This is a genomic window from Actinomadura physcomitrii, from assembly GCF_008923205.2.
Taxonomy (GTDB): Bacteria; Actinomycetota; Actinomycetes; order Streptosporangiales; family Streptosporangiaceae; genus Spirillospora; species Spirillospora physcomitrii.
Window position 1 is genome coordinate 25,206 of sequence record NZ_WBMS02000063.1, and the last position, 11,682, is coordinate 36,887.

Here is an 11,682-nt window from a genome sequence, read left to right on the forward strand (position 1 = left end):
CCATGGCGCACGGGCACACGACCGAGATGGTCGTCTTCGTGGTGCTGTTCCTGCTGGTCAGCGGGCTGGGCTTCGTCGCCGCGCGGTGGCGGCGGCCGGACAGCATGCACTCGCTGGACGAATGGGGCCTCGGCGGCCGCAGCTTCGGCAGCTGGATCACCTGGTTCCTGATCGGCGGCGACCTCTACACCGCCTACACGTTCGTCGCCGTCCCGGCCCTGGTGTTCGGGGCGGGCGCGGCGGGCTTCTACGCCGTCCCCTACACGATCGTCGTCTACCCGCTGGTGTTCCTCGTGCTGATCCGGCTGTGGTCGGTGTCGCACGTGCACGGGTTCGTCACGCCCGCGGACTTCGTCCGGGCCCGGTTCGGCTCGCCGACGCTGGCGCTGGTCATCGCGATCACCGGCATCGTCGCCACGATGCCCTACATCGCGCTGCAGCTGGTCGGCATCCAGGCCGTGCTGAAGACGATGGGCGTCAACGGGCACTGGCCGCTGATCATCGCGTTCATCGTGCTGGCGGCCTACACCTACCAGTCCGGGCTGCGCGCCCCGGCGCTGATCGCCTTCGTCAAGGACCTGCTGATCTACCTGGTGATCATCGTCGCGGTGCTGTACATCCCGCACAAGCTGGGCGGCTGGGGGGACGTGTTCGACGCGGCGGAGGCCAAGTTCGCCAAGACCCCGGCGCCGGCGGACGGCGTCCTGCTGAACGGCGCCAACCAGCTGAACTACGCGATGCTGGCGTTCGGCTCGGCGCTGGCGCTGTTCCTCTACCCGCACAGCGTCACCGGCGTGCTGGCGAGCAGGAACCGCAACGTGATCAAGCGGAACATGGCGGCGCTGCCGGCCTACAGCTTCGTGCTCGGGCTGATCGCGCTGCTCGGCTTCATGGCGATCGCGGCCGGCGTCAAGCCGGTCGTGACCGACGGCAGCCCGGACACCAACACGGTCGTCCCGCTGCTGTTCGACCACATGTTCCCGAACTGGTTCGCGGGCGTCGCCTACGCCGCCGTCGGCATCGGCGCGCTCGTCCCGGCGGCGATCATGTCGATCGCGGCGGCGAACCTGTTCACCCGCAACATCTACAAGGAGTACCTGCACAAGGACGCGTCCGAGAAGCAGGAGGCGCTGGTCAGCAAGCTGGTCTCGCTGGTGGTCAAGATCGGCGCGGTGCTGTGCATCCTGGTGCTGGACCCGCAGTTCTCGATCGACCTGCAGCTGATCGGCGGCGTCATCATCCTGCAGACGCTGCCGTCGGTGGCGCTCGGCCTGGTCACCCGCTGGTTCCACCGCGGCGCGCTGATCGCCGGCTGGGCCGCGGGCATGATCGCGGGGCTGTGGATGCTGTACGACATCCCGAACCCGGCCAAGCACAAGGCGCACTTCGGCGGCTCGGCGTACAGCCTGAGCGACCTCGGCCTGGACACCGACAAGACGATCTACGTCGGCATGCTCGCGCTGGCCGTGAACCTGGTCGTCGCCGTGGTGGCGACCCTGGTCTGCCGCGCGGCCAAGCTGCAGGACGGCGAGGACGCCACCCGCGAGGCCGACTACCTGGCCGACGAGGGCGACCCGAAGGTCAAGGACCTGGAGGTCAGCGGCAGCACCTGATCCGGCCGGATCAGGTCCCGTCCCGGCCCGCGGCGCGTCCCACGCGCGCCGCGGGCCGGTTCCGTTCGCGCCGGTTCCCCGGACGGCCCGGCAACGCCGGCGGGTGCCGCGCCTACGCCTCGGACACCCCGGACGCCCCGGAACCGCGGGTCAGGCCCGGCCGTAGGAGTCCTCGAGGCGCTCGATGTCGTCCTCGTCGAAGTGCCCGAACGCGATCTCCATGACCCGGACCGCGGGGCCGTCCGAGCCCAGCCGGTGCGTCTGCCCCGCCCGGATCAGGACCCGCTCCCCCACCTCGGGCAGCGTCCGCCGGCCCGCCACCTCGAACACCGCGCCGGGGTCCAGCGCGACCCACAGCTCGTCGCGGTCGCGGTGCCGCTGCAGGCTGAGCCGCTGCCCCGGCTCCACGTAGATGATCTTCACGGTGGACGGCTCGTTCAGCGTGAACTGCTCGAAGGCGCCCCAGGGGCGGTGCTCGGTCAGCACCTCCGGCTCGTCCCGGGCCCCCTCCCGCTCGGGCGCGGCGGCGGGCCGCGCGGGCCCGCCGGTCTGCGCGCCGGCGTCGGTCTGCGCGCGGGCGTCGGTCGGCACGGGCACGTCGGTCTGCACGGTCACCTCTGGATTCGCGGGTCGGGGAACAGGTGCGGGGCGCGGGCGCCGGACGCGGCCGCCGGCAGCCCGCCGAGGACGAGGTCGGCGAGGCCGTCCACGACGGCCTCCCGCGGCACCTCGTCGGCCTGGTCGAGCCACCAGTCGCCGGCGGTCTGCACCATGCCCACGATCGCGTGGCCCCACACGTAGGCGCGGGTGCGGTCCGCCATCTCGCCCTCGGCGATCATCACCTCGGCCAGCTCCCGGCTCACGTCGCGGATCATCGTGCTCATCGCGCTGTGCGTGGCGGTGTCCTCCGCGCTCGCCCGGTGCATCAGGAAGCGGTAGAGGTTGAGGTTCTTGGAGATCGTCGCCAGGTAGGTGTCGATGGTGGACCGGGTGCGCGCGCGGATCGTGTCGTCCCGGGAGAACTCCTCCCGGATGCCCTCGATCAGCTTGCGCGTGTGCCGCTCGGCGAGCGCCTGGTACAGGCCGCTCTTGTCGCCGAAGTGGCGGTAGAGGATCGGCTTGCTGATGCCCGCCTCGGCGGCGATCGCGGCCATCGAGGCCTCGGGCCCCTCGCGCTGGATGACCCGGTCCGCCGCCTCGAGCAGGGCGCGCCTGCGGCCGGGATCGCGTCTGGATCCCGGTGTCCTGCGGCCCGCTTCGCCCGTCATGGTGCGATCACCGTAGCCGCACGGGGCCCGCGGGGCGCGCGGGGGTCGGGATGAGCGCAGGACGGACGGGCACACACCGAACGGTATCCGCGGGTGTTACCCGGTGACAACACCACCTGGCCTGGGAGTTGTCCGCCGCGCCGCGCCCTTCCCGGCAGGCGGCCGCAGCGGCTACCGTGATCGGTGGCCGGCGTGAGGAGGTCGCGAGGGTGCGGACGCTCTACTCGGTGCGGCTGGAGGGCGTCGCGGTCAACCCCGCCGCCCCGGTCGAGTACCTGCTGCTGATCCTGGAGCGCGCCGAACCGCGCATGCGGCACGCGCTGCTGCGCCGCGCGGGCGTGCCGGACGAGGTCTACGCGGCCGCCGCCCGCCATCCCGACCCCCACGTCCGGCGCCTGGTCGCCGTCTCGGGCCACGCGCCGGTGGAGCTGCGCGCGCCGCTCGCCGGCGATCCCGACCCGATCGTGCGCCGGGCGCTCGCCGCGATCCCCGAAGAGCGGGAGCCGGGCAGACCCCTGCCCGCGGAGGTCCTCCGGCGGCTGGCCGCCGACCCGGACCCCGGCGTCCGCGACGCCGTGACCGACCGCGACCTTCCCGACGACGTCCGCGCGGCGCTCGCGGCCGATCCGGACGCGCGGGTCCGCCGCGGCGCCCTGCTCACCTGGCCGGAACCTCCGGAGGGGATCGTCGACGCGGCGCTCGAGGACCCCGATCCGGGGGTCCGGCGGACGGCGGTCTCGCGCGCCGCCCACCGCCGCCCGGAGCTGGCCGCGCCGCTGCTGGCCGCCGGGGACCCGGGCGCCGTGGCCCGCGTCCCGCTGGACCCCGGGCAGGCGGCCGCGCTGTGCCGGGACGGGCGGGACGCCGTCCGCAAGGCCGTCGCCGCCAACCCGAGCCTGCCGCCCGACCTCGTCGCCGTCCTGGCCTGCGACCCCGAGCACGAGGTGCGGCTCGCGGTGTCGCTGCGCCCCGAGCTGAGCGAGGAGCAGCGCGCGGCGATCGACTACCGCGTCGGTCCCGAGGACCGCCTCAGGCCGCCGGGCTGGTTCTGGGACCGGCTGGACGACCTCGACCTGATGCGCCGGTACGCCACGTCCGCGCACACCGGGCTGCGCCGGTTCGCGGCCTACAGCCCGCACCTGCCGCCCGACCTGGTCGCGCGGCTGGCGGGCGACGAGGACTTCGTCGTCCGGCTGCTGCTGTCGGAGAAGCATCCCGATCCACCTGGTGAGCTGCTGCTGTCGGTCGCCCTGGAGTCGCGCTTCGTCACCCGGCTCGACCGCACCGGGCACCCGAACTTCCCGCGCGCGGGCCTCGCCCGGCTGGCGGAGTCCGACGATCCCGGCGCGCGGATCCTGGCGCTGCGCGACCCGGAGCTGCCGGTGCGGGCCCTCGATCGGCTCAGCCGGGACGGCGCGCCGAGCGTGCGCGCCGCGGCGGCGCGCGACGCCCGGCTGCCGGAGCCCCGGCTGCTGGAGCTGCTCGACGACCCGGACGCGGCCTGGAGCGCGGCGCGCAACCCGGGCCTGCCCGTGCCGGTGATGAAGCGGATCCTGTACGACGCCGCGATCATCTAGCGGCGCCCGTCCGGCGCCGGGGCGTCAGCGGACCGGCAGGCCGGTGACGGTGCGGCCGATGACCAGGCGCTGGATCTCGCTGGTGCCCTCGAAGATCGTGAAGATCTTGGAGTCGCGGTGCATCCGCTCCACCGGGTACTCGCGGGTGTAGCCGTTGCCGCCCAGGATCTGGATCGCCTCCTCGGTGACGTACACCGACATCTCGCTGGCCATGAGCTTGGCCATCGAGCCCTCGGCGTTCTGGAAGTCCTTGCCGTTGCGCGCCATCCACGCGGCCCGCCACACCATCAGGCGCGCGGCGTCCAGGCGGGTCTTCATGTCGGCCAGCTTGAAGGCGATGGCCTGGAAGTCGCCGATCTTCTTGCCGAACTGCTCGCGCTCCCGCGCGTACTGCAGGGCGTAATCGTAGGCGGCGCGGCCGACGCCGAGGGCCATCGCGCCGACGGACGGGCGGGTGGTCTCGAACGTCTTCATCGCGGCCTGGCCCTTGGCGCTCTTGCCCTCGCGGGTCCGCGCGACGCGCTCGTCGAACTTCTCCTTGCCGCCGACGATCAGGTGGCTCGGCACGCGCACGTCGTCGAGGATCACCTCGGCGGTGTGCGAGGCGCGGATGCCGTGCTTCTTGAACTTCTGCCCCTGCCTGAGGCCGGGGGTGTTCGGCGGGACGATGAAGCTGGCCTGGCCGCGGCTGCCGAGCTCGGGGTGGACCGAGGCGACGACGACGTGGACGTCGGCGATGCCGCCGTTGGTCGCCCAGGTCTTGGTGCCGTTCAGCACCCACTCGTCCTTGGCCTCGTCGAAGACGGCGCGGGTGCGGATGGAGCCGACGTCGCTGCCGGCGTCGGGCTCGGAGGCGCAGAACGCGCCGAGCTTGATGTCGTCGGCGGTGCCGAACATCTGCGGCACCCACTCGGCGGTCTGCTCGGGGGTGCCGACGGCGGCCACGGACGCGGCGGCGAGGCCGGTGCCGACGATGGACAGCGCGATGCCGGCGTCGCCCCAGAACAGCTCCTCGAAGGCCACCGGGATGCCGAGGCCGGTCGGCTCCAGCCACTGGGTGGCGAAGAAGTCCAGCGAGTAGATGCCGACCTTGGACGCCTCCTGGATGAGCGGCCAGGGGGTCTCCTCCCGCTCGTCCCACTCCTCCGCGGCGGGGCGGATGACGTCCTTGGCGAACTCGTGCACCCAGTCCCTGACCTCGCGCACGTCCTCGCTGGGCTCCAGCGAGAACGGCGTGGACTCCGCGCTCGTCATGATTATTGACCCTTTCTCCAATATCGCCTGTTACCAACGGTAGCAGCTTTGGGTGCTACCGCGGGTAACACCGTGGCCGGAGTCACAGCCGCGGAGCGAGGGGCGGCGCGGGTCAGCCGCGACCGGGGGAGAACGAGCGCGCCGCGGCGTACCCCGGCACCTCGATCATCGGCGGGCGCTCCCCCACGGCGACGTCGCTGGTCCGCGCGTCGTGCCCGGCCGCGGACCGGCGGAACTGGGTGAGCGCGGTCGCGGGCGCGCCGAGCGGGATCATCCGGCCGTGCCGCTCCAGCCGCGACCAGGCGGTCAGCATGATCTGGCCGGACATGGCGCCGAGCGCCTCGGTGGACTGGTGCGCGTGCACCCGGCGGCCGAGGTCGACCTGCGCGATCGCGTCCAGCCCTGCGTCCTGGTACACGTCCAGCAGCAGGCCGAGCTCCACCCCGTAGCCGGTGACGAACGGCAGCCGCTCCAGCAGCGCGCGGCGGCCCGCGTACTCCCCGCCGAGCGGCTGCATCACCCCGGCGAGCAGCGGCCAGTGCATGTTGATCAGCGGTCGGGCGACCAGCTCGGTGACCCGGCCGCCGCCGCCCTCGACCCGCCGCTCCCCCTCCACCAGCGGGCGGTCGTAGCAGCCCTTGACGTAGCCCACGGACGGGTCGGTGAGCAGCGGCCCGAGCAGCCCGGTCACGTAGGACGAGGTGAAGCCGCGCAGGTCGGCGTCCACGAACACGATCAGGTCGCCGGTGGTGGCGGCGAGGGACTTCCACAGCGCCTCGCCCTTGCCGGACATGCGGCCCTGCCCGGGCAGCACGTCGTCCTGCGCGACGACCTCGGCGCCCGCCGCGGCGGCCACGGCGGCGGTCCGGTCGGTGGAGCGGGAGTCCACCACCACGATCTCGTCGACCAGCGGGACCCGCTCCATCAGGTCGGTGCGGACGGCGGCGACGATCGCGCCGACGGTCGCCTCCTCATCGCGCGCGGGCAGCACGACGCTGATCCCGGCGCCGCCCTTGGCGTCCAGCAGGACGTGCGCCGGCCAGTCCTCGGCCGTGCTCGTGCGGCGCCGCAACCACGAAGCGACCTCTGGCAGCACGCGCTCTCCCTCCCGTGCGGGCGGTCCCGCGACCGGCCCTCACCGTGTGAGAACACCGGACACGTCCAGATCATTCACCGTCCCTGCGGCGGGCGGGTGGCCGACCCGAAGAGTTGACACCGGCGCAACGCTCCCGACATCCGCCGGCGTCCCCGATATCCGAAGCCGCCCGTCACTCGGCGGCGTGCCTGTCGAGGAACTCGTAGACGTCGGCGTCGTCCACGCCGGGGAACGCCCCGGGCGGCAGCACCGACAGCACGTGCGAGTGCGCGCGGGCCGACGGCCAGGCCATCCCCTCCCACCGCTCGGCCAGCTCCTTGGGCGGCCGCTGGCAGCAGTCGCCGTCCGGGCACGCCGACTTGACCCGCCGGGTGGTCTCCCGGCCGCGGAACCAGCGCGAGTCCTCGAACCGGACCCCGAGCGTGATCGCGAAGTCGCGCTCGTGGCTCGGGTCGATGTGCGACAGGCACCAGTAGGTGCCCTGCGGGGTGTCGGTGTACTGGTGGTAGACGGAGAAGCGGTCCTCCGCGCCGAACACGTGCCGGCCGGCCCACTCGCGGCACATCCGCTGGCCCTCGATCGCGCCGTCCTCGTCCTGCGGGAAGGCCAGGCCGTCGTTGGCGTACGCCTTGTAGATCGTGCCGTTCTCGTCGTTCTTGGTGAAGTGCAGCTGCAGCCCGAGATGGTGGGTCGCGACGTTGGTGAAGCGGTGCGCGGCCATCTCGTAGGACACCGAGAACACGTCGGCGAGGTCCTCCACCGACAGCTCGCGCGCGGCCTTGGCCTCCTGCAGGAACGGCACGACGCTGCGCTCGGGCATCAGGATCGCGGCGCCGAAGTAGTTGGCCTCGACGCGCTGGCGCAGGAAGTCGGCGAAGTCGCGGGGCTGGTCGTGGTCGAGCGCGATGTGCCCGAGGGTCTGCAGCAGGATCGTGCGGGGGGTGTGCATGCCGAGCTGCTCGCGCTCCAGGTAGATCCGCCGGTTGCGCAGGTCGGTGACGGACCGGACGGAGCGCGGCAGGTCCTGGACGTACTGCAGGCTGAAGCCGAAGTGCCCGACCAGCGTCATCAGCATGCCCTGCGAGACCGCGCCGCCCCGGTAGCCCACGGCGTCGAGGGTCTGCGCGGCGACCCGCTCGATGTCGGCGAAGTGGTTGCCGCGCTCGTGCATCTGGCGGCGCAGCTCGGCGTTGGCCTTGCGCGCCTCCTCGGGGCTTGCGGTCGGCTTGGTGCGGCTGCGCTTCAGCTCGCCGTAGAGGGCGAGGATGTGCTCGATCACCTCGTTCGGCATCCGCTTGCCGACCTTGAGGTGCGACAGCCCGAGGGTGCGGTACAGCGGGTCGCGCTGCGCCTCCTCCAGCTGGATCTCCAGCTGCGCGCGGCGGCTCGGCGGCTGGCGGCGCAGCAGTTCCTCCACCGGGCACTCCAGCGCGGCGGCGAGGGACTGCAGCAGCGACAGCTTGGGCTCGCGCCGGCCGTTCTCCAGCAGCGAGAGCTGGGACGGGGCGCGCCCGACGCGGTCACCGAGGTCCGACAGCGTCATGCCGCGGCTGCGCCGCAGATGGCGTAGCCGCTGCCCGAAGGTGACGAGATCTACATCACTCGTCAAGTTGAGGGGTTCTTCTGGGCGCAAGGTCGTCACGGCTTCATCGTAGCGGAAATTTCGCCGTTCTTCTGTTACTAACGAGTTCATTCGGGGGTTGCGGCCCGGGCATAGTCATGACCAAGCACCCAGGGGACGACACGGAAGGGCAAGACGATGAGCGACAGTCGCCTCAAGGGCGCAGCCGAGGAGCTGCAGCGGCAGTGGGAGACCGACGAGCGCTGGAAGGGCGTCGAGCGGACCTACACGGCCGAGGACGTCGTCCGGATCCGCGGCTCGGTCCAGGAGGAGCACACTCTCGCGCGCCTCGGCGCCGAGCGGCTCTGGAAGCTCCTGCACGAGGAGGACTCCGTCCACTCCCTCGGCGCGCTCACCGGGCTCCAGGCCGTCCAGCAGGTGAAGGCCGGGCTCAAGGCGATCTACCTGTCCGGCTGGCAGGTCGCGGCGGACGCCAACCTGGCGGGCCAGACCTACCCGGACCAGAGCATCTACCCGGCGAACTCAGTCCCGGCCGTCGTGCGCCGCATCAACAACGCGCTGCTGCGCGCCGACCAGGTCCAGTGGGCCGAGGGCGAGGGCGACACGCACTTCCTCGCGCCGATCGTGGCCGACGCCGAGGCCGGCTTCGGCGGCGTGCTGAACGCCTTCGAGTTGATGAAGGGCATGATCGCCGCGGGCGCCGCGGGCGTGCACTGGGAGGACCAGCTGGCCTCCGAGAAGAAGTGCGGCCACCTCGGCGGCAAGGTCCTCATCCCGACCTCGCAGCACATCAAGACCCTGAACACCGCCCGCCTCGCGGCGGACATCTCGGGCGTGCCGACCCTGATCATCGCGCGGACCGACGCCGAGGCCGCGACCCTGATCACGACGGACGTGGACGAGCGCGACCGCGAGTTCATCACCGGCGAGCGCACCGCCGAGGGCTTCTACCGGGTCCGCAACGGCATCGAGCCCTGCATCGCCCGCGCCAAGGCCTACGCTCCCTACTCCGACCTCATCTGGATGGAGACCGGCACCCCGGACCTGGAGCAGGCGCGCAAGTTCGCCGAGGCGGTCAAGGCCGAGCACCCGGACCAGATGCTCGCCTACAACTGCTCGCCGTCATTCAACTGGAAGAAGCACCTGGACGACGCCACCATCGCCAAGTTCCAGCGCGAGCTCGGCCACATGGGCTTCAAGTTCCAGTTCATCACGCTGGCCGGCTTCCACGCACTCAACTACGGCATGTTCGACCTGGCGCACGGCTACGCCCGCGAGGGCATGACGGCCTACGTCGAGCTGCAGGAGCGCGAGTTCGCGGCGGCCGAGAAGGGCTTCACCGCGGTCAAGCACCAGCGCGAGGCCGGCACCGGCTACTTCGACATGGTGAGCACCGCGATCGCGCCGGACTCGTCCACCACCGCGCTGAAGGGCTCCACCGAGGAGGGCCAGTTCCACTGAGCCGATCCGGCGAGCTGATCCGGTGAGCTGATTCAGGCCTGTCGCCCCAGGCCTGATCCCCAGCAGAAGGCCCCCGCGTCCCTACACCCGCGGGGGCCTTCTGATGCCCGGAGCGGGCCCGGCGGGCGCCCGGACCAAGATCGGCCAGATCAGGAGCAAGTCTCGACATGCAGCGATTTTGGGGGCATCGTGAGCACGCTTGTGATCACTCAAGGGAGAGGATCCTTCCGATGGCGCAGCGCCACCCCCGCCTCCATCCGTTCCGGGCGACACCCGGGCGCACGCTCCCGATCGCCGTCGCCGCGCTCTGCGTCGTCGCGCTCGCCCCCTCGGCGTCCGCCGCCGCGCACCACCGCTACACCCCCGGCGCCGAGGGCGTCGGGGACGCCTACTTCCCCCTCGAGGGCAACGGCGGCTACGACGCGCGGAACTACTCGCTGGACCTCACCTACGACCCCGACTACGACCAGCTCGACGGCGTGGTCACGATGACCGCTCGGGCCACCCAGGACCTGTCGAGCTTCGACCTGGACCTGTCCGGCATGGACGTCCAGCGCGTCAAGGTCGACAAGCACAAGGCCGACTACAAGCGACGCGGCCAGGAGCTGGTCATCACGCCGCGCAAGGGCCTGCGCAAGGGCAAGACGTTCACCACCGTGATCACCTACGGCGGCGTCCCGCAGACGATCGTGGGCTCCCCGATCGTGTTCGGCTCGCCCTACGGCTTCCTGCACACCCCGGACGGCGCGTTCGTCGGCGACGAGCCCAACGGCGCGTCCACCTGGTTCCCGGTCAACGACCACCCGAGCGACAAGGCGACCTACGACTTCGAGGTCACGGTGCCGAAGGGGCTGACCGTGGTCGCCAACGGCCTGCCCGACGGGCGGCGCAGCGGGAACGCGGCGTTCAGCCGCCGCTCCGCCGCGACGGCCGCCAGCACCTTCAAGTGGCGCGAGCGCTACCCGATGGCCAGCTACCTCGCGACCATCGACATCGGCAAGTGGGACGTCAAGCAGGGCAGGACGCCCGGCGGCATCAGCAACTACACCGCCGTCGACCCGGTGCTGCTGCAGGACCAGCCGGACGCGGTGAACTTCTTCTACGACACCACCAGCGAGGTCACCGACCTGTGGTCGCAGCTGTTCGGCAAGTACGCCTTCGAGACGACCGGCGCGATCGGCGACGACGCCCGCTACAACGGCGACCCGCTCGGCTTCTCCCTGGAGACGCAGAGCAAGCCGGTGTACTCCGCCGTCCGCAGCACCTCCACGATCGCGCACGAGCTGGCGCACCAGTGGTTCGGCGACGCGGTGTCGCCGCGGCGCTGGAAGGACGTGTGGCTGAACGAGAGCTTCGCGACCTTCGCCGAGTGGTACTGGGGCGAGAAGCACGGCGGCGCGACCGTCCACGACCGGGCCCGCGCCACCTACGCCTCGCGGCCCTTCCCTGACCCGGCGGGCCGTCCCTTCTGGTCGGTCGTGACCGCCGACCCGCAGCGCGACACGATGTTCAACCAGCGGGTCTACAGCGGCGGCGGGATGGCGCTGGAGTTCCTGCGCGAGAAGATCGGTGACGACAAGTTCTTCACGGTGCTGCGCACCTGGTACGCCCAGCACAAGTACGGCAACGGCACCACCGAGCAGTTCACGGCGCTGGCCCAGCGGATCGCCGGCCAGGACCTGACGCAGTTCTTCAAGGACTGGCTCTACTCCCCGATCAAGCCGGACCTCCCCCAGGGCTGACCGGCACGGCATCGTCGACGTGGGGGGGGGGGGGGGGGGCGGGGGGGGGGGGGGGGGCCGCGCGCGCCCCCCCCCCCCCGTGGGGGGGG

9 protein-coding genes are annotated in these 11,682 nt (G+C 72.0%); 4 read left to right on the forward strand and 5 right to left on the reverse strand.

The features are described 5' to 3' along the window. Window positions 1-2 precede the first annotated feature (2 nt). Entirely contained in the window at window positions 3-1,613 is a 1,611-nt protein-coding gene (gene mctP, locus F8568_RS43490; protein WP_151600010.1) for a monocarboxylate uptake permease MctP, read from the forward strand. A gap of 150 nt (window positions 1,614-1,763) precedes the next feature. Here the strand turns inward: mctP and F8568_RS43495 are convergent, their stop codons facing one another. Next, the gene (locus F8568_RS43495) at window positions 1,764-2,228 is read right to left on the reverse strand and encodes a phosphomannose isomerase type II C-terminal cupin domain (RefSeq protein WP_328601304.1); all 465 of its coding nucleotides are present in this window, start codon (window positions 2,226-2,228) and stop codon (window positions 1,764-1,766) included. Further along, on the reverse strand, window positions 2,225-2,881 hold the full coding sequence (locus F8568_RS43500; RefSeq protein ID WP_151600011.1) for a TetR family transcriptional regulator: 657 nt from the start codon (window positions 2,879-2,881) through the stop codon (window positions 2,225-2,227). The genes F8568_RS43495 and F8568_RS43500 overlap by 4 nt, the downstream gene beginning before the upstream one ends. Window positions 2,882-3,090: 209 nt before the next feature. Between F8568_RS43500 and F8568_RS43505 the strand changes: the two genes are divergently transcribed. After that, complete coding sequence (locus F8568_RS43505) at window positions 3,091-4,458, forward strand: serine/threonine-protein kinase (RefSeq protein ID WP_151600012.1); 1,368 nt, start codon at window positions 3,091-3,093, stop codon at window positions 4,456-4,458. Between the two features lie 24 nt (window positions 4,459-4,482). On the opposite strand, the gene F8568_RS43510 is transcribed toward F8568_RS43505, so the two are convergent. The 3 genes from F8568_RS43510 to F8568_RS43520 all read right to left on the reverse strand — a co-directional run bounded on the left by F8568_RS43510 (window position 4,483) and on the right by F8568_RS43520 (window position 8,417). Then, complete coding sequence (locus F8568_RS43510; protein WP_151600013.1) at window positions 4,483-5,712, reverse strand: acyl-CoA dehydrogenase family protein; 1,230 nt, start codon at window positions 5,710-5,712, stop codon at window positions 4,483-4,485. Window positions 5,713-5,824: 112 nt separating this feature from the next. Next, window positions 5,825-6,808 carry a glucosyl-3-phosphoglycerate synthase gene (locus F8568_RS43515; protein WP_151600014.1) on the reverse strand — a complete coding sequence of 328 codons (984 nt, stop codon included), beginning with the start codon at window positions 6,806-6,808 and terminating at the stop codon, window positions 5,825-5,827. A 172-nt stretch (window positions 6,809-6,980) separates the two neighbouring features. Next, window positions 6,981-8,417 (reverse strand): helix-turn-helix domain-containing protein, encoded by a 1,437-nt coding sequence (locus tag F8568_RS43520; protein ID WP_151600027.1) that lies wholly within the window; start codon window positions 8,415-8,417, stop codon window positions 6,981-6,983. Between the two features lie 150 nt (window positions 8,418-8,567). On the opposite strand from F8568_RS43520, the gene aceA reads away from it, so the two are divergent. Next, window positions 8,568-9,851, forward strand: coding sequence for an isocitrate lyase (aceA, locus tag F8568_RS43525; protein WP_151600015.1), 1,284 nt, complete (start codon window positions 8,568-8,570; stop codon window positions 9,849-9,851). A gap of 230 nt (window positions 9,852-10,081) precedes the next feature. Then, complete coding sequence (locus tag F8568_RS43530; RefSeq protein ID WP_151600016.1) at window positions 10,082-11,593, forward strand: M1 family metallopeptidase; 1,512 nt, start codon at window positions 10,082-10,084, stop codon at window positions 11,591-11,593. Window positions 11,594-11,682 lie beyond the last annotated feature (89 nt).